This window comes from Micromonospora sp. NPDC093244, assembly GCF_040683695.1.
Lineage (GTDB): Bacteria > Actinomycetota > Actinomycetes > Mycobacteriales > Micromonosporaceae > Micromonospora.
The window spans coordinates 178,575-201,900 of sequence record NZ_JBFBEO010000003.1; the positions used below are offsets into that span (position 1 = coordinate 178,575).

Sequence of the window (23,326 nt, forward strand, 5' to 3'; positions counted from 1 at the left end):
CGGTCGTCCGGCGCCGGGGCGGCACCGCGCCGCTCACGCCTGGCCGTCCGGCTGGAGCTGCTGGGCCTGGCGGTAGACGTGTGCCATCCGCTGCCCCACCGTGAAGATCGACACCGCGGCGAGCAGCCACAGCGCGATCTCCAGCGCCGGATCGAGGCCGACGCCGGTGAGGATCCCGCCGACCCCGACGATGAGCAGCCGCTCGGTGCGCTCGGCGATGCCCACGTTGCAGGTCATGCCGAGCCCCTCGGCGCGGGCCTTGACGTAGGAGACCAGGCCGCCGGCGGCCAGACAGACAAGCGCGGCGGCCACCCCGGAGTGGTTGCCCTGCGTGGCCAGCCAGTACGCGACAGCGCCGAAGACGGCGCTGTCGGCGACCCGGTCCATGCTCGAGTCGAGGAAGGCGCCGAACCGGGTGGAGCCGCCGCTCATCCGGGCCATCGTCCCGTCGAGCAGGTCGGTGAGCGCGAACAGGGTGACGATCAACGCGCCCGCGACCAGATGGCCGCGGGCACCGAAGCCGAGCGCGCCGACGAGCACACCAACGGTGCCCGCGACGGTGACGGCATTGGGGGTGACGCCCGCGCGCAGCAGGGCGCGGGCAATCGGCTCGACGACGCGGGTCATCCCCGCGCGGGCCGACACTTGGAAGATCTTCGCCATGGCGGTCCCCACGATAACGGTCCGCCCAGTTCCGCCGACACAGCCGGTACCGCCGACCCGCCGGGGCAGGCTTGTGTCGACCCGACAACGGGTGTGAGATCGAGCCGGGGAGGTGAGCCAGCTCACCCGTCCGCCCGTTGCGTTCCCGCTGTGCAGCAGACCACCGGAGGATATCGCCGCGCACTCGCCCCGGGCCGCTTCACCTCGCGCGGCGGTCGCCACCCACCACCGGCTGAGGGAGGTGCGCCCCATGGCGCAGAAGAATCACGAGAAGGGGTCCACCGGCGGCACGCCGGTGGTCACCGAGCCCGACCGGGTACGCAACGTGGTGCTCGTCGGGCATTCCGGCGCGGGCAAGACGACACTGGTCGAGGCGCTGCTCGCCGCCACCGGCACGATCGGGCGGGCCGGCAGCGTCATCGACGGCACCACAGTCGGCGACCACGACCCGGCGGCCGTGCGCCAGCAGCGCTCGGTGAGCCTGTCCTGCGCGCCCCTGCTGCACAACGGCATCAAGGTCAACCTGCTGGACACCCCCGGGTACGCCGACTTCGTCGGCGAGCTGCGCGCCGGTCTGCGGGCCGCCGACGCCGCCCTGTTCGTCGTCTCCGCGGCCGGCGGCATGGACGCCGCCACTGTGGCGCTGTGGGAGGAGTGCGCAGCCGTCGACATGCCCCGTGCCGTGGCGGTGGCCCGACTGGACCAGCCGCGCGCCGACTTCGACGAGTCGGTGGCGCTCTGCCAGCGAGTGTTCGGCGACAACGTGATGCCCCTGTACCTGCCGATGCTCGGCGACGACGGCGTCTCCACCGAGGGTCTGCTCGGCCTGATCACCCGCCGGGTCTTCGACTACACCGCCGGGCTGCCGGCCGACGTCCGCGACCCGGACCCGGAGCACCAGCCCGCGATCGACGAGTCCCGCAACGAGCTGATCGAGGGGATCATCGCCGAGAGCGAGGACGAGACCCTCATGGACCGGTACCTCGACGGCGAGGAGATCAGCACCGAGGTGCTCATCGAGGACCTGGAGAAGGCGGTCGCCCGGGGGCACTTCTACCCGGTGGTGCCGGTTTGCGCCGAGACCGGCGTCGGCCTGGACGCGCTGCTGGAGGTGCTGACCGCCGCGTTCCCGTCACCCCTGGAACACGAACTGCCGGCGGTCGCCGGCGTGGACGGCTCGCCCCGCCCGCCGCTGACCTGCGACCCGAGCGGGCCGCTCGTCGCCGAGGTGGTCAAGACAACAGTCGACAGGCACGTGGGCCGGGTCTCGCTGGTCCGGGTCTTCTCCGGCACGCTGCGCCCCGAGCAGACCGTGCACGTCTCCGGGCACGGCATGGCCGAACGCGGGCACCCCGACCACGACGCCGACGAACGGGTGGGGCACATCTACACACCGCTGGGTGCGACGCTGCGGGAGGTGCCGCACTGCGTGGCCGGCGACATCTGCGCGATCACCAAGTCGGGCAGCGCCGAGACCGGCGACACCATCTCGGCCAAGGACGACCCGCTGCTGATCGCCCCCTGGGAGATGCCGGAGCCGCTGCTGCCGGTGGCGATCGTCGCCCGCAGCCGCGCCGACGAGGACGCCCTCGCCCGCAACCTGGCCCGCCTGGTCGCCGGCGACCCCACCCTGCGGCTCGAGCGCAACGCCGAAACCCACCAGCTGGTGCTCTGGTGCATGGGTGAGGCCCACGCCGACGTCGTGCTCGACCGGCTCCGCGCCGGCGGCGTCGAGCTGGACACCGAACCGGTGAAGGTGTCGCTGCGCGAGACGCTCACCGTGCCGACGACCGGGCACGGCCGGCACGTCAAGCAGTCCGGCGGCCACGGCCAGTACGCCGTCTGCGACATCGAGGTCGAGCCGCTGCCCCGGGGCGGCGGCTTCGAGTTCGTCGACCGGATCGTCGGCGGCGCCGTGCCGCACAACTACATCCCGTCCGTGGAAAAGGGCGTCCGCGCCCAGCTCGACCGGGGCCTGGTCGCCGGCCACCCGGTCGTGGACCTGCGGGTCACCCTCGTCGACGGCAAGGCGCACAGCGTCGACTCGTCCGACGCGGCCTTCCAGACCGCCGGCGCGCTGGCCCTGCGCGACGCGGCCGAGCGCGGCCAGCCGGCCCTGTTGGAACCCATCGACGAGGTCACCATCCGCATCCCGGACGGCTCGGTCGGCACCGTGATGGGTGACCTGTCCGGCCGGCGCGGCCGGGTGCTCGGCACCGAACCGGACCCCGACGCCGAGGGCCGCACCCTCGTCCGCGCCGAGGTCCCGGCCATCGAACTTCTCCGGTACGCGGTGGAGCTGCGCTCGATGACCGCCGGCACCGGCACCTTCCGCCGTCACTTCGTCCGCCACGACCCCATGCCCACCCACCTGGCCGACCAGGCCCGCAAGGAACAAACCCCGTAACCCCGCCCCGCCCCGCCCCGCCCCGCCCCGCCCCGGCGATCTTGCACTTTCTGACGTCCTTATGTCGCTGTTGCCCGCGTAAGTCACCACCGGAAGTGCAAGATCGCTGGGGGCGGGGGCGGGGGCGGGGGCGGGGCAGGTTACGGGTGGACCGTGGGGTGGGTGGGGCGGGGCCAGTGGGGGCGGTCGGCGTCGCGCAGGGCGGCGGTGCGCAGGGCTGCGAGCTGACGTTCCACCTCGACGAACTGGTCAGCCGGCAGCGGGCCCCGGTGCAGGGCTGCGGCGTTCTCCTCGACCTGGGCGACCGTACGGCAGCCCGGGATCGGGATGGTGCGCCCGCTGCGCGCCCAGATCCACCCCAGCGCGCCCTGGGCGAGGGTGCGCCCGTCGGCGGTGAGCGCGGCACGGACCGCGCCGACGCGGCGCAGCCACTCCGGCGCCGGCCGGCCGCCCCGGAACCACTCCAGCCAGCCCGGCGCGAGCCCCCGCACGTCGTCGCGGGGCAGCGTCGACGCGGCCGTGTACTTGCCGGTGAGCAGGCCCATCCCGAGCGGCCCCTGGTTGATGCTGGCCAGGTCGTACTTGTCGCAGACCGCCAGCAGTTCGGGGGCGTCGCGCAGCACCGACAGGGCGTGCTGCACGGCGGTGGCCCCGGCTGCCGCCTGCCCGAACGCGGTGGCCCGGTCGGGGCGGTCGGTGCTCCACCCGTACGCCCGGATCAGGCCCTCGGCGACCAGGTCCTCGCAGGTGCCGATGAGCGCCTCCGCCCGGGGGACGGACAGGTCGGCCAGGTGCAGCTGGTAGAGGTCGATGTGGTCGGTGTCCAGCCGGCGCAGCGAGGCGGTGACGGCACGCCGCAGGTACGCCGGTGACGCGTCCTCGCCTGTCGCCTGCCGGGTCGCCTCGTCGAACGTGTAGCCCCACTTGGTGGCGATCACCGCCTCGTCGCGGCGGCCGGCGAGCGCCCGGCCGAGGACCCGCTCGCTGTGCCCGGCCCCGTACGTGTCGGCGGTGTCGAACAGGGTCACGCCCTCCTCGAGCGCGCGGCGTACGGCCCGCACCGACTCGTCGTCGTCGACCGCGCCCCAGCCCAGCGGCTGGGTACCCTCCGCCCAGGGGCCACCGATCGCCCAGCACCCCATGCCGAGGGCGCTGACCTCGATGCCGCTGCGCCCCAACGTCCGTGTCGTCACTGCCATCGGCCGATCGTGCCACCTTCGTCGGGCGGCGCGTAGCAACTCTCGGGGCGGGAACACGCGGGGCGCGGCGACGGTCACGATGCGGCATGATCTCGGTGCACTTCTGCCGTACCCGGCCGGACAAGGCGCCGATCGCCAGGCGGCTCGGGTTGACCCACGTCGTGGACGACAAGCTGGAGGTGCTGGGCTACCTGGATTCGGTGCCGCACCGCTACCTGTTCCGACCGCGCCCGGCAGAGGTCGCCGCGAACGCCGCGCTGCTGCCGCGCGTACACCGGGTGGAGAGCTGGCCGGAGCTGACCGCGCTGCTGCGCGCCGGCTGACGCCGACCGGCGCGGAGGCCGCGCGGACCTCGCGGGTCAGGACGGCCAGGCGCGGGCGAGCAGGTCGCGGGTGTCGTGCAGCAGCTGCGGCAGGACCTTGGTGCGGCCGATGACCGGCATGAAGTTCGCGTCGCCGCCCCAGCGGGGCACCACGTGCTGGTGCAGGTGCGCGGCGATGCCAGCGCCGGCGACCCCGCCCTGGTTCATGCCCAGGTTGAAGCCGTGCGCGTTGCTCACCTTGCGTACCACCCGCATGGCGGTCTGGGTGTACGAGGCCAGCTCGGTGGTCTCCGGCACGTCCAGGTCGGTGTAGTCGGCGACGTGGCGGTACGGGCAGACGAGCAGGTGCCCCGGGTTGTACGGGTAGAGGTTGAGCACCACGAACACGTGCTCGCCACGGGCCACCACGAGGCTCTCCTCGCTGGGCAGGCCCGGGGCGAGACAGAACGGGCAGCCGGTCGGCTTCTCGTAGCCGCCCTCGGGCCGGTCCTCGCCGGAGATGTAGGTCATCCGGTGCGGCGTCCAGAGCCGCTCCAGGCCGTCGGCCATGCCGCCGCTGTCGGTGTCCCGTTGTGCCCCAGTCACGAGCCGATCCTACGGAGCCGCCGGGGAGGGCGGCGACTCCCACCGTCGGGAAACTCGATGCTGCAAGTTCTTGACGGATCAATGCGGACACCTGAAGATTCCATGCATCCAAGAACTTCCATGCATTGATGGAGGGCTTCATGATCCGACGGCTCGGCCGGCTCCTCGCGGCACTCGCCCTGACCGCCGCCACCACAGTGACCGGCGTCACCCTCACCGCCGGCGCCGCACAGGCGGACGGCTGCTACACCTGGGGTCGCGCCCTGTCCCAGGGGATGACCGGCGAGGACGTCCGGCAACTCCAGATCCGGGTCGCCGGCTACCCCGGCTACGGCGCCGTACTCACCCTCGACGGCTCGTACGGGCCCGCCACCCGGTCCGCGGTGATCCGCTTCCAGCAGGCGTACGGGCTGTCCGCAGACGGCGTGGCCGGCGCGCAGACCTTCAACCGGCTCTACGCCCTCCAGGACGACGACTGCACACCTGCCAACTTCAGCTACGCCGAGTTGAACAACTGCAACAGCGACTGGTCCGGTGGCGCGGTCTCCGCGAGCACCGCGCGGTTCAACGCGCTGGTGTCGATGTGGAAGCTCCAGGCCATGCGGCACGCCCTCGGCGACGTCTCCATCGCGATCAGCAGCAGCTTCCGCAGCTACGCCTGCAACAGCGCCGTCGGCGGGGCGTCGAACAGTCGACACCTCTACGGCGACGGGGTCGACCTGGTCGGGTCTCCGTCGTTCTGCCGGCTGGCGCAGCAGGCCCGCTACCACGGTTTCGGGCAGATCCTCGGCCCCGGCTACCCGGACCACAACGACCACACCCACGTGGCGGCGGTCGGCGGCTGGTCCGCGCCGAACTGCGGCATCTGAGGACGGGGAGCCGGCCTCCCGGCTGAAGATCGCGCTCGAACATGGAAGTAGTGGCCTCCCGGCGTCGGGAGGCCACTACTTCATGGATCGAGCACGATCATGCGGCGAGCTTAGCGGCGGCGCACCGGCCGCGCGCCCGTCACTCCGCGGCGGCCGAGGGGCCGATGTTGGTACGCGAGGTGACCACGTCCAGGACGTGGGTCACCGCCTCGGCGACCGGCACCCCGTTGCGCTGCGAGCCGTCGCGGTAGCGGAAGGAGACCGTGCCGGCGGCCACGTCGTCGTCACCGGCGATCACCATGAACGGGATCTTCTGCTGCTGGGCGGTGCGGATCTTCTTCTGCATCCGGTCGTCACCCGCGTCCACCTGCGCCCGGACGCCCTCGGCGCGCAGCGCCGCGACGAAACCGTGCAGGTAGTCGGTGTGGTCCTCGCGGATCGGGATACCGACCACCTGCACCGGGGCCAGCCAGGCCGGGAACGCCCCCGCGTAGTGCTCGGTGAGCACCCCGAAGAACCGCTCGATCGACCCGAACAGCGCCCGGTGGATCATCACGGGCCGCTGCCGGCTGCCGTCCGCGGCCTGGTACTCCAGCCCGAACCGCTCCGGCTGGTTGAAGTCGACCTGGATCGTGGACATCTGCCACGTCCGGCCGATCGCGTCGCGGGCCTGCACGGAGATCTTCGGCCCGTAGAACGCCGCGCCGCCCGGGTCGGGCACCAGCTCCAGGCCGGAGGTTTCGGCGGCGGTCCGCAGCGCCTCGGTGGCCTCCGCCCAGTCCTCGTCGGCCCCGATGAACTTGGGCGAGTCGTCGCGGGTGGACAGCTCCAGGTAGAAGTCGTCCAGGCCGTAGTCGCGCAGCAGGTCGAGCACGAAGCTGAGCAGCGTCGACAGCTCGCCGGCCATCTGCTCGCGGGTGCAGTAGATGTGCGAGTCGTCCTGGGTGAGGCCACGGACCCGGGTCAGGCCGTGCACCACTCCCGACTTCTCGTACCGGTAGACGGTGCCGAACTCGAACATCCGCAGCGGCAGCTCACGGTACGACCGCCCGCGCGACCTGAAGATCAGGTTGTGCATGGGGCAGTTCATGGCCTTGAGGTAGTAGTCCGCGCCTTCGAGCTGCATGGGCGGGAACATGGTGTCCGCGTAGTAGGGCAGGTGCCCGGAGGTGTGGAACAGCTGCGCCTTGCTGATGTGCGGGCTGTTGACGAACTCGTACCCGGCGGCCTCGTGCCGCTGCCGGGAGTAGGTCTCCATCTCCCGGCGGATGATGCCGCCCTTGGGGTGGAAGACCGCCAGGCCCGAGCCGATCTCGTCGGGGAAGCTGAACAGGTCCAGGTCCGCGCCGAGCTTGCGGTGGTCGCGCCGGGCGGCCTCCTCCAACAGCTTCAGGTACGCCTTGAGCTCGTCGCGGGTCGGCCACGCGGTGCCGTACACCCGCTGGAGCTGGGGGTTCTTCTCCGACCCCCGCCAGTACGCGGCGGCCGAGCGCATCAGCTTGAACGCGCCGATCAGTCGGGTGGTCGGCAGGTGCGGGCCCCGGCACAGGTCCGACCAGCAGACCTTGTCCTCCTTGGCGTCGAGGTTGTCGTAGATGGTCAGCTCGCCGCCGCCGACCTCCATCACCTCGTCGGTGTCCAGGCCCTCGCCCTTGACCTCGATCAGCTCCAGCTTGAACGGCTCGTCGGCCAGCTCGGCGCGCGCCTCGTCGAGGCTGCCGAAGCGGCGCCGGCGGAACCGCTGCCCGGACTTGACGATCTCCTGCATGCGCTTCTCGAGCTTGCTGAGATCGTCGGGCTGGAACGGCTTGTCGACGTCGAAGTCGTAGTAGAACCCGTTCTCGATGGGCGGGCCGATGCCCAGCTTGGCCTCGGGGAAGACGTCCTGCACGGCCTGGGCGAGCACGTGCGCCGTGGAGTGGCGCAGCACGTTCAGCCCGTCCGGCGAGTCCAGGCTGACCGGCTCGACGACGGTTTCCTCGGCCGGCGACCAGTCCAGGTCGCGCAGCTGACCCTGCGGGTCGCGGACCACGACGATCGCCTTGGGGCCGTTCGCGGGCAGTCCGGCCGCGGCCACCGCGTCGGCCGCCGTCGTCCCGGCGGCGACGACGACGGGGTCGGCCACGGCGGGGGTACGGGGTGCGGACACGGTGACTCCTCCAAGCGGTACGAAACGGGGCCGATCCTCGGCTCCTGCCGATGCTATCGGTCCCACCGCCGGCACCTTCCGGACGGCCGGCGTTGAACCTTTCGCGCCTCGGAGCCGAACTAGAGGGTGTGGCCGGAAACCGGTGCCGGTCGCGTCGACACGGATGGGGGCACGAGATGGCGAGCACGGACGGTGGTGGCCGCCGGCGGCGGATCGTGGCGGTGACCGCGTTGACGGCCGCCGGGCTGCTGTTCTGGCCCGCGGCGGCGTACGCGGCGGACGTGACGACCACCCCGACCGAGGCCCGGCAGGGCGACGCGGTGCGGTTGGAGTTCAGCGTGCCGGAGGAGCGGGCGGGCACCACGACCCGGCAGATCGAGGTGCGGTTGCCGGCCGACGCGCCGGTGGCCGAGGTCTACCCGATGTCGGTCGACGGCTGGGCGCCCCGGATCAGCTCCCGCACCCTGGACAAGCCGGTGACGGGCATCCACTCCTCCGGGGTGAGCACCGTCACCACGGCGGTGACCTGGGTGCGGGTGGGCCAGGTCGCACCCGGACCGGCCCGGCTGGCGCTGTCCATGGGCCCACTGCCGCAGGCCGAGAAGCTCACCTTCGAGGTCGTCCAGACGTACGCCGACGGCACGGTGGTCAGGTGGGCGGACGCGGCCGGCCCGCACCGCGCCCCGGTGCTGGCCCTGCTGCCGGCGGCCGGACCCGTGGGACCGGCACACGGCGGGCACGGCGGTCCGGCGGCCGGTGCCGCGCCCGGGGCCGAGGCGGGCGTGGACGCCGCGCGGGCCGATGATGCCGGCGACACCGACGGGGAGTCCGGCAGCGCCGACGCCATGCTCGCGGCGGGACTGCTCGCCGGTCTCGGCGGCGGCGCGGCGATCGGCTGGCTGGTGAGCCGCTGGCGTCGACGCGACCCGGCCGAACAGAACGCGCTGGCCGACGTGACCGGCGAACCCAGGGACATGACGGCCGAGCCCAGGACCGAAGAGCCAACCCCAGCCCACGCAAGCTAACCCCCACCCCACCCCGCTGCCCCTCGCCGCCCTCGCCGCCCTCTGCCCCTCGCCGCCCTCGCCGCCCCTCGCCGCGCCGATCTTGCAGTTTCTGTTGGGGATTTGAGCGGAATACGTACTTATGTCCGGGCAGAAAGTGCAAGATCGACGGGGCGGGGCGCGGGCGGGTTAGGGGAGCCAGGTGGGGAGGGGTTCGCGGGCCGTGAGCCAGGAGTGGGGTACGCCGCCCGGGGTGCCGACGCCGGTGTACGCGGCCACCACCGCACCCGCGATGGCGGCCGTGGTGTCCACGTCCCCACCGGCGCGCACGCACGTCTGGATCGCCGCCGGATAGTCGTCGAGGTGGGTGGCGGCCACCCAGAGGGTGAACCCGACGGTGTCCTGGGCGGTCACCCGGGAGCCGTTGCCCAGCGCCGCCACCACCCGGGGCAGTGGCCGGCCGAGCAGCCCGGCCGCCCGGCTGACGCCGCGGTGCACCTCGGTGCCGGGGTCGACGGCGGCGGCGATCCCGGCGAGCAACCGCTCGGGAGCCGGCCGGTGCCCGTCGAGGCGGGCACGGGCGGCCAACGCGGCGGCCACCGCCACCGCGACCGCGCCGGCGATCCCCTCCGGGTGCGCGTGGGTCACCTCCGCCGAGGCGCGGGCCTGCGCCGCCGCGCGGGCGGTCGAGTCGGCGAAGTACGCGCCCAACGGACCCACCCGCATCGCCGCGCCGTTGCCGCACGAGCCCTCGCCGTCGAACGCGGACGCGGCAGCCAGCGGCCACGGCGTGCCGGTGCGGATGAGTCGCAGGATCGCCAGCGCGCCGGAGCCGTAGCCGCGGTGCGGGGAGCACCGGTGCGCGAACGCCAGCGCCAGCCGGTCCCGGTCGATGCCGCCGGCGTCGGCCAGCTCGGCGAGGACCGAGCAGGCCATCTCGGTGTCGTCGGTCCACTCCCAGGGCGCGGCGGGCAGCGCCTCCACGCCGAGCTCCGGGGACGCCTCGCCCGGCACGAAGTACCGAGCGCCGAGCGCGTCGCCGGTCGAGAGACCGGCGAGGCTGTCCCGGGCGAGCGCCAGGCGGGCATCGACGAACAGGGTGAACGACATCGTCGTACCAGCTTGCCCGCTTCCCAGGTACGCCGCAACGCGATCAACTTGCCACGCCAAGTACGGTCTTGTCGTGGCCTCCGTGCTCCTGGTCGAAGACGATCACGTCGTACGCGGCGCGATGCTGCGGTCCCTCACCGACCGGGGGCACGCCGTGCACGCCGTGGGCACGGCGTTGGACGCCCTGCGCCGCGTCGCCGCCGAGACACCCGACCTGGTGGTGCTGGACCTCGGGCTGCCCGACCTGGACGGTTCGGACGCGCTGCGGATGCTGCGCGGCATCACCGACGTCCCGATCATCATCGCCACCGCCCGTGACGACGAGCAGTCGGTGGTGAAGCTGCTGCGCGCCGGCGCCGACGACTACATGGTCAAGCCGTTCACCGGCGCGCACCTGGACGCCCGGATCACCACAGTGCTGCGGCGGGCCGGGCGGGCCAGCCGGACGGTGCAACCCGCGGTGCACACAGTGGGCGGGCTGCGGGTGGACGTCGGTGAGCGCAGCGCCCAGCTCGACGGGGAGGCGCTGGCGCTGACCCGCAAGGAATTCGACCTGCTGGCCTATCTCGCCGCACGACCCGGGCGGGTAGTGTCCCGCCGGGAACTCTTGGAGGAGGTATGGCGTCAGCCATCGGTCGGCGAGGATCAGACCATCGACGTTCACCTGTACTGGCTACGCCGAAAGATGGGCGAGTCCGCGGCGAAGCCGCGCTACCTGCGCACCGTGCGGGGGGTCGGGTTCCGGCTGGTGGTGCCGGACTGAGGTCCGCGCTGGCCCTACTCACGGCCGGCATGTGCAGTCTCGTCGCGCTCGCGTTCCTGATCCCCCTGGGCCTGAGTCTGCGGGAGCAGAACCGCCAGGAGGCGATCGCCGAGGCGGCCCGTCGTAGTGCGCTGGTGACCGGCGCGCTGGCCGTGAGCACCGAGCCGGCGGTGGTCGAGCGGGCCGTGGTGGCGAGCGCCGAGGGCGCGCCGACCCGTCCCGTGGTGCACGGGTTGGGGTTGGACGAGTCCGCCGGCCGGGCCGGTGCCAGGGATCTGGACCAGGCCCGCGCCGAGCGCCGTTCGATGGTCGCCGACGTCGACGGCGGGGTCGTCCGGCTCGATCCGGTGGTGCTGGGCGACCGGACGGCGGTGGTCGAGGTGTTCGTGCCCGACTCGGCGCTGGGCGGGGGCGCCGGCGGCACCTGGCTGCTGTTGTTCGCGGTGGGCGCCGCGATGACCGGCGCGGCGGTGCTGGTGGTCGACCGGGTCGCCGCCCGCGCGGTGGACGCGACCCGCGGCCTGGTCAAGGCCGCCCTCTCCATCGGCGACGGCGACCTCGGCGTCCGCGTGGAGCCGACCGGCCCCCGGGAGCTGGCCGAGGCCGGGTACGCCTTCAACCGGATGGCGGACCGGCTGGACGCGGCGCGCACCGACGAGCGGGAGCTGGTGGCCGACCTGTCGCACCGGCTGCGTACCCCGTTGACAGTGCTGCGGCTGGACGCGGAGGCGTTGGAGTCCGACGACACAAGTGTGGGGTCGTTCTCCGAGGCCGAACTGGACCGTCGGCGCGGAATCCGGCGGATCCGGCAGGCGATCGTCACCCTGGAAGGTGAGATCGACGTGCTGATCAAGACCACGCGCAAGGCGGTGGCGCACGAGGCCGGGCCGGCGATGTGCGACGTGAGCGAGGTGGTCCGGGACCGGATGGTGTTCTGGGCGGCGCTGGCCAGCGACCAGAACCGGCCGCAGCGGGTGACAGGCGCGCAGCTGCGCATCCCGGCGCCGGTGCCCCGCGCCGAGTTGGCCGCCGCGCTGGACGCGGTGATCGGCAACGTCTTCCGCTACACCCCGCAGGGCACCGCGTTCGAGGTGGCGGTGTCCCGCCGCGACGGTTATGTGGCCATCCGGATCGACGACGCCGGCCCCGGCATCGCCAACCCGGACCGGGCGCTGCGCCGGGGGGCCAGCGACCAGGGTTCGACAGGCCTCGGGTTGGACATCGCCAAGCGTGTGGCGTTGCAGGCCAACGGATCGGTGAGCATCGACCGGGCCCGGCTGGGCGGGGCGAGCGTGGTGATGCTGCTCGCCGACCCGGAGGCGACGCCCCGGCAGGTCAGCCGTTTCGGTCTGGTGGGCCGGATGGCGCGGGACGTCCGGGAGCAGAAGGCCAGCGGCCGCCGCTGGCCCCGGCAGCGCCCCACCGACGACTGAACCCCGGGCTGTGCCCCGGCGCAAGTCTTCCTTAGATCGCGGTTAACGACCGGGGTGGATCAGCCGCGGGCTGACAGGATCGACGCACGAACCCACCAGTTCCACCGACCACCGCACCGTGCACCCACCGGTCGGTGGAGCCGCGCGCGCGGCGGGAGCCACAGGTCCCCCCACACCCACGCTCCCGCCGCGCGCCCTGCTCCCCCGCCGGCCCGTTCAGCCGGCGGCGGCGAGGTACGCGTCGATCTCGGCGATGATCTCCTGCTTGCCGGCCGGGTCCAGGAACGACGCGGTCACCGCGTTGCGGGCCAACCCGGCAAGCCCCTGCGGCCCCACCCCGAGCAGCCGGGCCGCCACCGCGTACTCGTCGTTGAGGGTGGTGCCGAACATCGGCGGGTCGTCGGAGTTGATGGTGACCAGCAGGCCCGCCTCCACGAGTCGGGGCAGCGGGTGCTCGTCGAGGTTGGCCACGGCCCGCGTCCGCACGTTCGACGTCGGGCAGACCTCCATCCCGATCTGACGCTCGGCCAGGTACGCGAGCAACTCCGGATCCTGCGCGGCGGAGATGCCGTGGCCGATCCGCTCGGCGCCCAGCTCGCGCAGCGCGTCCCAGACGGTCTGCGGGCCGGTGGTCTCCCCCGCGTGCGGCACCGAGCGGAGCCCGGCCGCGCGGGCCTGGTCGAAGACCTGCCGGAACTGCGGTCGGGGTACGCCGATCTCCGGGCCGCCCAGTCCGAAGCTGATCAGCCCGTCGGGGCGTTCCTCCAGCGCGATGCGCAGGGTCTCCTCGGCGGCGGGCAGGCCGGCTTCGCCGGGGATGTCGAAGCACCACCGCAGCTCGATGCCGAAGTCGGTCAGGGCGCGCTTGCGGGCGTCCTCGATCGCCTCGCAGAACGCCGGCGCGGGGATGCCCCGCCGCACGTGCGAGTACGGCGTGATGGTCAGCTCCGCGTACCGGACCTGCTGGCGGGCCAGCTCCCGGGCGACCTCGCGGGTGAGGATCCAGACGTCCTCGGGGTCGCGGATGAGGTCGACGACGCTCAGGTAGACCTCGACGAAGTGCGCGAAGTCGCGGAACTCGAAGTAGTCGACGAGCGCCGCCGGGTCGGCCGGCACCGGGGTGCGGCCCTCGTGCCGGGCCGCCAGCTCGGAGACGATCCGGGGCGAGGCGGAGCCGACGTGGTGCACGTGCAGCTCGACCTTGGGCAGGCCGGCGATGAAGGTGGACAGGTCGGTCACGAGATCTCCTCGGCACGGTCGCCGGTCTGGGCGACGACGAAGACGCGGCGGAACGGGAAGTACACCCGACCCTGTCGGACCGGGTACGCGGCGGTGAGGCGTACCCCCAGCTCGGCGCGGAAGGCGGACCAGCCGGCGGCGTCCAGCGCGGCGCGGACCGGGCGCAGGGCGGTGCCCTCCATCCAGGTCAGCACCGGGTGGTCGGCGGCGGGCTGGGCCGGCAGCAGGTGCACGTAGGTAGTCTCCCAGGCGTCCACGGAGCAGCCGGCGGCGGTCAGCAGCTCGGCGTAGTCGATGGGGTCGTCGACCGGGTCGGCGCGCAGCAGGGGGGCCAGCTCGGCACGCCAGGCCGGACGACCGGCGACCTCGCGCAGCGCCCGGTGCGAGGGGGCGTCGAAGTTGCCGGGGACCTGCATGGCCAGCCACGCGCCGGCGGGCAGCTCGGCGGCCCAGCGGCGCAGCAGCTCCCGGTGGCCGGGGACCCACTGGAGGAGGGCGTTGGCGACGACCACGTCCTCGTCGCCGGCCGGCCGCCAGTCGCGGGCGTCGGCGACGGCGAAGTCGACGGGGGTGTCCAGGGCGGCGGCCCGTTCGATCATTTCGGGCGAGGAGTCGAGGCCGACCACGCGGCTCGCCGGCCAGCGCTCGGCGAGGGTGGCGGTGAGCTGACCGGGGCCGCAGCCGAGGTCGACCACGGTGCGGGGTCGCCCGGCCGGGATCCGGGCGACGAGGTCGTGAAACGGACGGGACCGTTCGTCCGCGTACCGCAGGTATGTCGTCGGATCCCACATCGTCGCCTCCCAAACCGTACGTTCGTTTTGTTTTAAGGTACGGCTCGCGTGGCACCCCGGCAACCCCATCACTAGGCTCGAGGCATGGAACAGCGCAGCTTCAACCGGCTCGGCCGGAGCGTCGGAGTGGTCGGCCTGGGTGCCTGGCAGCTCGGCGCCGACTGGGGCACCGTCAGCGAGTCCGACGCGACCGCCGTGCTCACCGCCGCCGTGGACGCCGGTGTCACCTTCCTCGACACCGCGGACGTGTACGGCGACGGCCGCAGCGAGCAGCTCATCGGCCGTTTCCTCCGCTCCCGCCCCGACGCCGGGCTGACCGTCGCCACCAAGATGGGCCGCCGCGTCGAGCAGCGCGCCGAGGCGTACACCCTTGCCAACTTTCGGCAGTGGACCGACCGGTCCCGGGCCAACCTGGGAGTGGACACACTGGACCTGGTCCAGCTGCACTGCCCGCCGACCGCCGTCTTCGCGTCCGACGAGGTCTTCGACGCCCTGGACACCCTCGTCGCCGAGAAGGCCATCGCCGGGTACGGGGTCAGCGTGGAGACCTGCGACCAGGCCCTCACCGCCATCGCCCGACCGGGCGTGGCGAGCGTGCAGATCATCCTCAACGCGGTACGCCACAAGCCGCTGGAGCAGGTCCTGCCGGCGGCCTCGGCGGCCGGGGTCGGCATCATCGCCCGGGTGCCGCTGGCCAGCGGACTGCTCTCCGGCCGGTACGACGAGCACACCGAGTTCCCCGCCGACGACCACCGCAACTTCAACCGGCACGGCGCCGCGTTCGACGTCGGCGAGACGTTCTCCGGCGTCGACTTCGAGCGCGGCCTGGCCGCCGTACGCCGGCTCGCGCCGCTCGTCGACGCGGACCGCACGATGGCGCAGTTCGCCCTGCGCTGGGTGGTGGACCAGCCCGGCGTCACAGTCGTCATCCCCGGCGCCCGCGACGCCGAGCAGGCGCGGCGCAACGCGGCCACCGCGGCCCAGGCGCCGCTGACCGCCGAACAGTTGGCAGGGGTACGCGAGGTCTACGACGAGCTGATCCGCCCGCAGGTGCACGACAGGTGGTGACGCGATGAGGGGTTGGCTCACGCTCAGCCTCGGCCTGCTGGCGGTCGTGGTCGGTGCGGTGTGGACGGTGCAGGGCCTCGGCTACGTCAGTGGCAGCGTGATGACCGACGAGCGGTTCTGGGCGGTGCTCGGCCCGATCGTGGCGCTTGCCGGTCTCGTGGTGATCTGGTTCGGCCTGCGGTCGCGCCGCCGACTCTGACCCGTCGGCCCCGGGACGTGGAACAGCCCCGTATCCCTTGCGGGATACGGGGCTGCACAACGACCCCTGGCCGGATCGTCCCACTGGCCGGCGGGGGCCGGCCGCACCACTCAGATGGGACGGACCTGCTCAGCCTGCGGGCCCTTCTGACCCTGAGCGATCTCGAACTCCACCCGCTGGTTCTCCTCCAGCGTGCGGTAGCCGCTGGTCTGGATGGCCGAGAAGTGGACGAACACGTCAGCACCCCCGCCGTCGACGGTGATGAAGCCGAAGCCCTTGTCAGCGTTGAACCACTTCACGGTTCCCTGCGCCATGTGTATCTCCTTCTAAAACTGGCGGCCGTGCACGCCGTGCGGCCGATTGGCCGTTTTCGAGCAGCGGCGTCTGAGGCGGCCCCACGACCGGGGCTTCTCTCAACCCACGCCATCTCGCAACAGCGTGGAACAGCAAATCACGTACGCAAAAACTCTGCACGACCTCTCCGACGAATTTCTCCGACATGTGACCTGACGGATGCCTGAGATCGCTGGGCGTCGTGCTCCCCCGTGCGAAAGGCCCCCTTCCCGTCGATACGGGAAGGGGGCCGATGTCGATGTGTCGGGTCAGTCCGGCCAGTGGCCGGTCATCCGGCGTACGCCCACCGCTCCACCCCGGTCCACTGCGGCCCGGACCACCGCGAAGATGGCCCCCTGAAGTGCCGCGGCGGCGAGGATCTCGCCCCAGCCGCGGTCCTCGTCGGTGGCGTTGGGCGCCTCACCGTCGCCCGCGGTGACCTTCCAGACCTGCCGGAAGATCGCGCCCGCCACCGTACCCGCGGCGATACCCAACAGGATGCCCGCCGGCCGGTACGCGACCCTGCCGATGCTCTTGCTCACCTACGCCTCCCCCGCACGATCATCAGCAACACCACGGCGGCCACCGCGCCGGCGGCCACCGTCGCCCACGGCACCGGATTGCGCCGGACCATGTCCCCCTTGTCGTACGCCTGCGCCCGCACGTCCTCGGCGTGGCGCACGGCCTGCCCCTTGACCCGGGCCACCGTCTGCGCCGCCTGCTCGCGCATCCGCTCCCGTGCCTGACCGGCGGACTCCTTCAGGCGCGCCTTGACGTCCGCCTTGGCGGCCAGCGCCTCCATCGTCTCGCCCAACTCGACCCGGGTACGACGGATCTCCTCGCGGAGCGCCTCCGTGTCGCCGGTCCCGTTACCCGTCATGCCCGTCCCCTGTCCTTCACCGCGGCGGCGACGGTGTCCACGTCGGCCCGCAGGCTGCGTACCGTGGCCGCCGGGACCGGTGGGACCGCACGGCTGACCTGCTTCTTGCCCACCAGGGCGAGGATGCCGGCGACCAGGAAGAGCGCCACCGCCACGATCAGTGCGGCGGCCCAGGCGGGTAGTACCAGGTCCAGCAGCAGGATCGCCGTGACGACAAGCGCTCCCAGGCCGTAGAACGCCATCGCTCCGCCGCCGCCGAACAGGCCGATCCCGATGCCGGCGTGCTTGCCCTTCTCGGTCAACTCCGCCCGGGCCAGCGCCAGTTCGTCCCGTACGAGGCGGGAGACCTGCTCGGTGGCTCGCTGCACCAGCTCGGCGGTGGAGGGCTCGCTCCCGTTGCGGGATGTGCCTGCGTTCGCCACGTCAGCCATGCTGTCCTCCTTTCCTCATCACCGCGCTGTATGCCCGGAGTCGCCGCCCGTCAATCCTAAAGCGCGGCGCGCGGGTGCCCGTCCCTGTCGTCCGGTCGCCGCGCCGCCGAAATCCGGCGCCCGGCGACCGCCCGCGACAGAGAAGTCCGGCAGCGGATCCCCCACCCAAGCCCGCCCAAACCTCTCAACCGCCCCGACTCGCGCGCGCTAGGGACGCAGGGACGCGGAGGAGGTTTCGTCGGGGCCCACGAAGGCCTCGCTGCGGGCGTCGCCGTCGTCGCTGCCGCCGAAGACGCGGGCGTCGTCGGGGGCCTCGGTGCCGCCCGGGCGGCGCACCGGCCGGCGGGGCTGCACCCACTGCCACGGCAGGTTGCTGCTGGCGTCGCCCAGCTCGGTACGCATCCGGGGCATCGCGGTGGGCCGGTTGTCCCGGATCCAGGCGACCAGGTGTTCGCGGACGAGGCAGCGCAGATCCCACAGGCTGCCGGCGTCGGCGGCGCTGACCAGCGCGCGTACCCGTACCGTTCCGCCGGTGGCGTCGGTGACCTGCAGGACGCAGACCCGCCCGTCCCACAGCTCGGTGCCCTCCACGAGGCGGCGCAGCTCCTCGCGCATGGTCTGCACCGGCACCGCCCAGTCGACGTCGAACTCGGCGGTGCCCAGCACCGCCGCCTCGGTGCGGGTCCAGTTCTGGAAGGGCTTGCTGGTGAAGTACGACGTGGGCAGGATCAGCCGCCGGTCGTCCCAGATCTGCACCACCACGTAGCTGAGGGTCAGCTCCTCGATGCGGCCCCACTCCCCCTCGACGACCACCACGTCGTCGAGGCGTACGGCGTCGCTGAAGGCGAGCTGGAGGCCTGCGAAGACGTTGCCAAGCAGGCTCTGCGCGGCGAGGGCGGCCACCACACCCACCACACCGGCGGAGGTGAGCACGCCGGCGCCGATGCCGCGCACGCTCGGGAACGTCATGAGCATCACGCCGACGGTCAGGATGACGATCACCGCGATGGTGAGCCGGCGCAGCATCACCACCTGGGTGCGGACGCGCCGGGCGTGCCTGTTGTCCGGCACGTCCACCCGGAAGCGGGCCAGCGCGGTGTCCTCGACCACGACCAGCAGCGACGCGACAAGCCAGGCGGTGGTGGCGATCACGCCGAGGACGAGCAGGTGCAGCAGCAGCTGCCGCCAGTGCTCGCCGACGGCGTACCCGGTGCTGAACCGGACGGCGAACTGCACGGCCAGGACCGTCCCGGCGACCTGGAACGGGCGGTGCGCGTGATCTGTCAGCTCGGTCGACAGCTGCGACCGGCGGCCGAACCGCCGGATGAGCCGGTGGACGACCTCGACCAGAAAGAGAGCGACCGCCGCCGCGGCGAGCGCGGCGACGGCCGTCGTGAGGTAACTCTGCACGGGTTCGGTGCTTCCCTTCGACCAGGCGTCGGCGCTTCGGGCAAAAGCCCAAGAGTGCCGCACGTAGCCGGAATCGACCAGCTCAGACCTTGCGGTACCGGGACTGGAGGAAGCAGTAGACGCCGAAGGCGGCGATGCCCAGGGCGACGAGGGCCAGCAGGAACGTGCCGTACGACTGCTCCTGAAGCGTGCGCAGCGCGGCGTCCAGACCCCGGGCCTTCTCCGGGTCGTAGTTCACCGCGGCCACGATGACCAGCAGACCGGCGATGCCGTAGGCGACGCCCTTGGCGATGTAACCGGCCATCCCGAGGCGGCGGGCCAACTGGCGGGTCTTCGGGCTCATCTCACCGGTCTTCAGGTGCTTCTCGAACTTCTTGCGGATGCCGTAGATCACCAGGCCGATGCCGATCGCGGCGAGCACCAGCCCGGCCAGACCGACCAGCCAGCGGCCACCGCTGGAGGTCATCAGCTTGCCGGTCAGCGCCTCCTGCTGGTCGGCGCTGTTAGACCCGGCGTCGGAGAAGACCTTGAACGCGGTCCAGGCGAAGTAGAGGTAGACGATGGTCCGGCCGGCCGAGGCGACCCGTTCCATGACCCGTTCCTTGTCGCGCTCGGCGCGATGCCCGACAGCCGCCTCAAGCCCCTGCCAGATCGCCATCGCGAGCAGGCCGACCGCGATGGCGATGACGAGGAACTTGCCGAGGGGCTGTTCGGAGAGGGTCCGCAGGGCGCCGGACTGGTCGCCGTCGTCGGACGACGTGCCGAACGCGATCTGCAACGCCAGCCAGGCGAAGAGCAGGTGCACGATGCCGTAGCCGATGAAGCCGGCCCGGGCGAGGAGTTCCAGCCACCGGCTGTCCGCCGTACGGGAGGCGGTGGCTTCGGCGTTACGGGTAAGTGACATGGCGCCACAATCTCCGTTTACGAAGATTTCCAAACGTCGGCCACCGCCGCCCGGGGCGGTCAGTTACCCGGGTTACGGGATACGCGGATCTTGACCTGCTGGTCGGTGACGCTGTCCAGGGTCACCGCGAAGCCGCCGGCCTCGGTGGCCTGCTGCCCGGTGGTGAGGGTCAACTGCTCGCCGGCGACCTCGATCGTCACCTGGTCGCCCTCGGCGCCCACCAGCTTGGCCTCGACGCCGAGGATTGTGGCGCTCGCGTCGACACCCCGCTCGAAGGTGACGGTGCAGGCGTCCAGCCCGCAGTCGGTGGAGGCGCCCTGGGAGCTGCAACCGGCGAGCACGGCGAGACCGAGGGCCAGACCGGCGAACAGACCGGCGGCGCGGCGGACGGGGGCGGGGGGCATGGTGGCGGGTCGGTTCGTCACCCCGCCAAGAGTACGAGACGCCGGCGACGCCAGCCGGCGACGAAGGCGCGACGCATCCCGGCTAGGGTCCGGGACATGCCCTTCGACATCGCCCGCACCCGGGCCGCCTACCCCGCCCTGACCGAGGGCTTCGTCCACTTCGACGGTGCCGGGGGCACCCAGACCGCGGCCGGTGTGATCGATGCGGTGGCCGACGCCCTGCGCAGCGCGGTCGGCAACCGCAGTGCCGCCTTCGTCCCGGGTCGCCGCTCGTTGGAGCTGGTGGCCGAGGCGCGCTCGGCGGTGGCCGACCTGCTCGACGCCGACCCGGCCGGAGTGGTGCTCGGTCCGAGCGCCACCGCGCTGACGTACACCCTGGCCCGCACGCTCGGCGCGACCTGGCGGCCGGGCGACGAGGTGGTGGTGTCGCGGCTCGACCACGACGCGAACGTGCGGCCGTGGGTGCAGGCGGCCGAGGCGGCCGGCGCGACGGTGCGCTGGGCCGAGGTGGACCGGGAGACCGGCGAGCTGCCCGCCGCGCAGTACACCGACCTGGTCGGCGAGCGGACCCGGCTGGTCGCGGTGACCGCCGGCAGCAACGCCATCGGCACCGTGCCGGACGTGCCGGCGATCGCCAAGATCGCACACGCGGTCGGCGCGCTGGTCTGCGTCGACGGGGTCCACTCGGTGCCGCACGGGCCTACCGACCTGGCCTCGCTCGGCGCCGACGTGCTGGTCACCAGCGCCTACAAGTGGTCCGGGCCGCACCTGGCGGCGATGGTGGCCGACCCGGCGCACTGGGAGGCGCTGCGCCCGGCGAAGCTGCTGCCGTCGTCCGACGCGGTGCCGGACCGGTTCGAGTACGGCACCCCGAGCTTCCCACTGCTGGCCGGCGTCACCGCTGCCGTGGACCACCTGGCCGGGCTGGACCCGGAGGCGGCCGGCGACCGGCGGGCACGGCTGCGCGCCGGACTGGCCGCCGCGCGGGCGCACGAGGAGGCGCTGCTGGAGCGGCTGCTCGCCGGGCTGGCGCAACGGCCCGCCGTCACCGTCTACGGTTCGCCGGCCCGGCGCTGCCCGACCGTGTCGTTCCGGGTCGCCGGGATGTCACCGACGGCCACCCAGGAGGCGTTGGGCGCCGCCGGTTTCTGCCTCTCGGCCGGCGACTACTACGCCTACGAGTACTTCCGACTGATGGGTCTGCGCGACAGCGGCGGCGCGGTGCGGGCCAGCATCTACCACTACAACACCGCCGACGAGGTGGACCTGTTGCTCGCCGAACTCGACGTGGTGCTCGACCGGGAAGGGAGAATGACCCGGTGAGCACCCTGGTCGAGGACAACCCCGCCAAGAACCGCTTCGAGATCCTGGTCGACGACGCGCTCGCCGGTTTCACCGCGTACGTGCCCCGGGGGGAGGTGCTGGTCCTCACCCACACCGAGGTGGACCCGGGATTCCAGGGCAAGGGCGTGGCCAGCGCGCTGATCCGGGGTGCCCTGGACGCGATCCGCGCCAGGGGTGGCCGGCTGGTGCCGCAGTGCCCGTTCGTGGCCGCGTTCGTCGACAAACACCCCGAGTACGCCGACCTGGTCGTCGAGCAGGCCTAGGTCCGGCCGGTCAGCGCCTCGGCGGCCGCCCGCCCACTGGCCCAGGTGGCGCCGTGGGTGGCCAGGTGCACCGCCCCGGTGACCAGCTCGGGTACGCCCAGCTCGACGACTACCGCGTCCGGGCGGGCCGCGACCGCCCGCCGTACGGCGTCCCGCATCCAGTCGTGCCGGTGCAGGTCGCGGACCACCAGCACGAGGGGACGCCCACCCGCCGGGGCGCCCGGGTCGGCGGGCACGTCCGGTTCGGCGTAGCGGACGGTGTCGGTGCCCGGCAGCAGCTCGCCCAGCGGCTCCCCGATGCCCCACGGGGTTTCGGCGCCGATGGCGATGTTGCGCGGCGGCTCGAACTCGACCACGTACGCGGGGCGGCTCAGTGGCAGCACGGCCGGTCCCGGTCGCGTGGTGCTGACCCGCACGGCGCGTCGGGCGGCGACGAGCCCGACGTCGGTGGCGCCGCGCGCCCCGTTCGACAGGGTGGTGCGGGCGGCGACCGTCCAGGCGGCGAGCTGACCGACCCGCTTGGCGGCCTCGGCGAGGCGTTCCTCGGGCAGCTCACCGGAGACCACGGCGGCCACGATGGCGTCGCGCAGTTCGCGGGCGTCCCGCTCGCCGGCGCGTTCACCGCCGATGCAGATCGCGTCGGCGCCGGCCGCGAGCGCGCGCACTGCCGCTCCAGCGAAGCCGTACCTGTCGGCGACGGCGCGCATCTCGACGGCGTCGGTCACGATCACGCCGGAGAAGCCCAGCTCGTCGCGGAGCAGCCCGCCCAGGATGCGCTGGCTCAGGGTGGCCGGCAGCTCCGGGTCCAGGGCGGGGACCAGCAGGTGGCCGGTCATCACCGCCTGCACCCCGGCGGCCACGGCGGCCCGGAACGGGGCCAGCTCGCAGGCGTCGAGCCGGTCCCGGTCGGCGGTGATGCGGGGCAGGTCGTGGTGGGAGTCGACCCGGGTGTCGCCGTGGCCGGGGAAGTGTTTGGCACAGGCCGCGACGCCACCGGCCTGGAGCCCGCGGACCCAGGCGGCGGTGTGCCGGGCGACGAGCGCCGGGTCCGCGCCGAAGGAACGCACGCCGATCACCGGGTTGTCCGGGTTGGAGTTGACGTCGGCGTCCGGGGCGTAGTCGAGGGTGACCCCGGCGACTGCCAGTTCGGTGCCGAGGTCGCGGGCGACCGCCTCGGTCAGCGTCGGGTCGTCGACCGCGCCGAGGGCGAAGTTGCCGGGCCGGGAGCTGCCCCGGCCGGATTCGATGCGGGTGACGTCGCCGGCTTCCTCGTCGATCGCCACGATGACGTCCGGGCGTTCGGCGCGCAGCGTGGCAGTGAGGGCCGCCACCTGGGCGGGGTCGACGATGTTGCGGGCGAACAGGACCACCGAGCCGAGGCCTTCACCGAGCCAACGGCACACCCACGGCGGTGGGGTGGTGCCGACGAACCCGGGTTGCAGGACGGCGGCGGCGAGCGCCGACAGGTCTCCGGCTGGCGCGGTCACGCGATCCCCTCGCGGTGCTGGGCGTCCGTTCCCGGCGTCGACGCGTACCCGCCGACCCGCTGGTTGCG

25 protein-coding genes are annotated in these 23,326 nt (G+C 72.9%); 10 read left to right on the top strand and 15 right to left on the bottom strand.

Features of this window, described 5'->3' with window-relative positions; all coding sequences use genetic code 11:
- Window positions 1-33 precede the first annotated feature (33 nt).
- Entirely contained in the window at window positions 34-663 is a 630-nt protein-coding gene (gene pgsA, locus AB0N27_RS19400; protein ID WP_364371315.1) for a phosphatidylinositol phosphate synthase, read from the bottom strand.
- A gap of 250 nt (window positions 664-913) precedes the next feature.
- Here pgsA and AB0N27_RS19405 point away from each other — a divergent pair, with 250 nt between their 5' ends.
- Window positions 914-3,070 (top strand): elongation factor G-like protein EF-G2, encoded by a 2,157-nt coding sequence (locus AB0N27_RS19405; RefSeq protein WP_364371318.1) that lies wholly within the window; start codon window positions 914-916, stop codon window positions 3,068-3,070.
- A 140-nt stretch (window positions 3,071-3,210) separates the two neighbouring features.
- Here the strand turns inward: AB0N27_RS19405 and AB0N27_RS19410 are convergent, their stop codons facing one another.
- The gene (locus tag AB0N27_RS19410; RefSeq protein ID WP_364371321.1) at window positions 3,211-4,269 is read right to left on the bottom strand and encodes an aldo/keto reductase; all 1,059 of its coding nucleotides are present in this window, start codon (window positions 4,267-4,269) and stop codon (window positions 3,211-3,213) included.
- Window positions 4,270-4,355: 86 nt separating this feature from the next.
- On the opposite strand from AB0N27_RS19410, the gene AB0N27_RS19415 reads away from it, so the two are divergent.
- Window positions 4,356-4,592, top strand: a complete 237-nt coding sequence (locus AB0N27_RS19415; protein ID WP_364371324.1) for a hypothetical protein — start codon at window positions 4,356-4,358, stop codon at window positions 4,590-4,592.
- Between the two features lie 36 nt (window positions 4,593-4,628).
- Here the strand turns inward: AB0N27_RS19415 and AB0N27_RS19420 are convergent, their stop codons facing one another.
- A complete protein-coding gene (locus tag AB0N27_RS19420) occupies window positions 4,629-5,141 on the bottom strand; it encodes an HIT domain-containing protein (RefSeq protein WP_364372116.1) in 513 nt (170 codons plus the stop codon).
- 176 nt (window positions 5,142-5,317) lie between these two features.
- Here AB0N27_RS19420 and AB0N27_RS19425 point away from each other — a divergent pair, with 176 nt between their 5' ends.
- A complete protein-coding gene (locus tag AB0N27_RS19425) occupies window positions 5,318-6,046 on the top strand; it encodes a D-Ala-D-Ala carboxypeptidase family metallohydrolase (RefSeq protein WP_364371327.1) in 729 nt (242 codons plus the stop codon).
- Window positions 6,047-6,185: 139 nt separating this feature from the next.
- On the opposite strand, the gene thrS is transcribed toward AB0N27_RS19425, so the two are convergent.
- Window positions 6,186-8,195 (bottom strand): threonine--tRNA ligase, encoded by a 2,010-nt coding sequence (gene thrS, locus AB0N27_RS19430; RefSeq protein ID WP_364371330.1) that lies wholly within the window; start codon window positions 8,193-8,195, stop codon window positions 6,186-6,188.
- Window positions 8,196-8,371: 176 nt separating this feature from the next.
- Here thrS and AB0N27_RS19435 point away from each other — a divergent pair, with 176 nt between their 5' ends.
- Window positions 8,372-9,220 (top strand): DUF1775 domain-containing protein, encoded by an 849-nt coding sequence (locus AB0N27_RS19435; protein WP_364371333.1) that lies wholly within the window; start codon window positions 8,372-8,374, stop codon window positions 9,218-9,220.
- A 168-nt stretch (window positions 9,221-9,388) separates the two neighbouring features.
- On the opposite strand, the gene AB0N27_RS19440 is transcribed toward AB0N27_RS19435, so the two are convergent.
- Window positions 9,389-10,309: an ADP-ribosylglycohydrolase family protein gene (locus tag AB0N27_RS19440; protein ID WP_364371336.1), complete on the bottom strand. Its 921-nt coding sequence runs from the start codon at window positions 10,307-10,309 to the stop codon at window positions 9,389-9,391.
- Between the two features lie 73 nt (window positions 10,310-10,382).
- Here AB0N27_RS19440 and AB0N27_RS19445 point away from each other — a divergent pair, with 73 nt between their 5' ends.
- The gene (locus AB0N27_RS19445; protein WP_364371339.1) at window positions 10,383-11,072 is read left to right on the top strand and encodes a response regulator transcription factor; all 690 of its coding nucleotides are present in this window, start codon (window positions 10,383-10,385) and stop codon (window positions 11,070-11,072) included.
- Window positions 11,073-11,101: 29 nt separating this feature from the next.
- Complete coding sequence (locus tag AB0N27_RS19450; protein WP_364371342.1) at window positions 11,102-12,505, top strand: HAMP domain-containing sensor histidine kinase; 1,404 nt, start codon at window positions 11,102-11,104, stop codon at window positions 12,503-12,505.
- Window positions 12,506-12,721: 216 nt separating this feature from the next.
- Here the strand turns inward: AB0N27_RS19450 and AB0N27_RS19455 are convergent, their stop codons facing one another.
- Both AB0N27_RS19455 and AB0N27_RS19460 read right to left on the bottom strand, forming a co-directional pair.
- Window positions 12,722-13,744 carry an adenosine deaminase gene (locus AB0N27_RS19455; protein WP_364371345.1) on the bottom strand — a complete coding sequence of 341 codons (1,023 nt, stop codon included), beginning with the start codon at window positions 13,742-13,744 and terminating at the stop codon, window positions 12,722-12,724.
- Entirely contained in the window at window positions 13,741-14,535 is a 795-nt protein-coding gene (locus AB0N27_RS19460) for a trans-aconitate 2-methyltransferase (RefSeq protein WP_364371347.1), read from the bottom strand. The genes AB0N27_RS19455 and AB0N27_RS19460 overlap by 4 nt, the downstream gene beginning before the upstream one ends.
- Window positions 14,536-14,619: 84 nt before the next feature.
- Here AB0N27_RS19460 and AB0N27_RS19465 point away from each other — a divergent pair, with 84 nt between their 5' ends.
- Together AB0N27_RS19465 and AB0N27_RS19470 are read left to right on the top strand one after the other, a co-directional pair.
- A complete protein-coding gene (locus tag AB0N27_RS19465; protein WP_364371350.1) occupies window positions 14,620-15,603 on the top strand; it encodes an aldo/keto reductase in 984 nt (327 codons plus the stop codon).
- A gap of 4 nt (window positions 15,604-15,607) precedes the next feature.
- On the top strand, window positions 15,608-15,802 hold the full coding sequence (locus AB0N27_RS19470) for a hypothetical protein (RefSeq protein ID WP_364371353.1): 195 nt from the start codon (window positions 15,608-15,610) through the stop codon (window positions 15,800-15,802).
- A 110-nt stretch (window positions 15,803-15,912) separates the two neighbouring features.
- On the opposite strand, the gene AB0N27_RS19475 is transcribed toward AB0N27_RS19470, so the two are convergent.
- The 7 genes from AB0N27_RS19475 to AB0N27_RS19505 all read right to left on the bottom strand — a co-directional run bounded on the left by AB0N27_RS19475 (window position 15,913) and on the right by AB0N27_RS19505 (window position 20,185).
- Window positions 15,913-16,116, bottom strand: a complete 204-nt coding sequence (locus tag AB0N27_RS19475) for a cold-shock protein (RefSeq protein WP_007075740.1) — start codon at window positions 16,114-16,116, stop codon at window positions 15,913-15,915.
- Window positions 16,117-16,404: 288 nt separating this feature from the next.
- Complete coding sequence (locus tag AB0N27_RS19480; RefSeq protein WP_354819242.1) at window positions 16,405-16,677, bottom strand: DUF4235 domain-containing protein; 273 nt, start codon at window positions 16,675-16,677, stop codon at window positions 16,405-16,407.
- Entirely contained in the window at window positions 16,674-17,015 is a 342-nt protein-coding gene (locus AB0N27_RS19485) for a DUF3618 domain-containing protein (RefSeq protein ID WP_364371357.1), read from the bottom strand. Before AB0N27_RS19485 ends, AB0N27_RS19480 begins: the two co-directional genes overlap by 4 nt.
- Window positions 17,012-17,446, bottom strand: coding sequence for a phage holin family protein (locus AB0N27_RS19490; protein WP_364371360.1), 435 nt, complete (start codon window positions 17,444-17,446; stop codon window positions 17,012-17,014). Before AB0N27_RS19490 ends, AB0N27_RS19485 begins: the two co-directional genes overlap by 4 nt.
- A gap of 207 nt (window positions 17,447-17,653) precedes the next feature.
- On the bottom strand, window positions 17,654-18,856 hold the full coding sequence (locus AB0N27_RS19495) for a mechanosensitive ion channel domain-containing protein (RefSeq protein ID WP_364371362.1): 1,203 nt from the start codon (window positions 18,854-18,856) through the stop codon (window positions 17,654-17,656).
- Window positions 18,857-18,938: 82 nt separating this feature from the next.
- Window positions 18,939-19,760 carry a DUF1206 domain-containing protein gene (locus tag AB0N27_RS19500; RefSeq protein WP_364371365.1) on the bottom strand — a complete coding sequence of 274 codons (822 nt, stop codon included), beginning with the start codon at window positions 19,758-19,760 and terminating at the stop codon, window positions 18,939-18,941.
- A 59-nt stretch (window positions 19,761-19,819) separates the two neighbouring features.
- A complete protein-coding gene (locus AB0N27_RS19505) occupies window positions 19,820-20,185 on the bottom strand; it encodes a hypothetical protein (RefSeq protein ID WP_364371368.1) in 366 nt (121 codons plus the stop codon).
- Window positions 20,186-20,260: 75 nt separating this feature from the next.
- Here AB0N27_RS19505 and AB0N27_RS19510 point away from each other — a divergent pair, with 75 nt between their 5' ends.
- Together AB0N27_RS19510 and AB0N27_RS19515 are read left to right on the top strand one after the other, a co-directional pair.
- Window positions 20,261-21,487, top strand: a complete 1,227-nt coding sequence (locus AB0N27_RS19510) for a cysteine desulfurase-like protein (protein WP_364371370.1) — start codon at window positions 20,261-20,263, stop codon at window positions 21,485-21,487.
- Window positions 21,484-21,771 carry a GNAT family N-acetyltransferase gene (locus AB0N27_RS19515; RefSeq protein ID WP_364371373.1) on the top strand — a complete coding sequence of 96 codons (288 nt, stop codon included), beginning with the start codon at window positions 21,484-21,486 and terminating at the stop codon, window positions 21,769-21,771. The genes AB0N27_RS19510 and AB0N27_RS19515 overlap by 4 nt, the downstream gene beginning before the upstream one ends.
- Here the strand turns inward: AB0N27_RS19515 and AB0N27_RS19520 are convergent.
- Window positions 21,768-23,258, bottom strand: coding sequence for a glycoside hydrolase family 3 N-terminal domain-containing protein (locus tag AB0N27_RS19520; protein ID WP_364371377.1), 1,491 nt, complete (start codon window positions 23,256-23,258; stop codon window positions 21,768-21,770). The genes AB0N27_RS19515 and AB0N27_RS19520 overlap by 4 nt on opposite strands.
- Window positions 23,259-23,326: the final 68 nt, after the last annotated feature.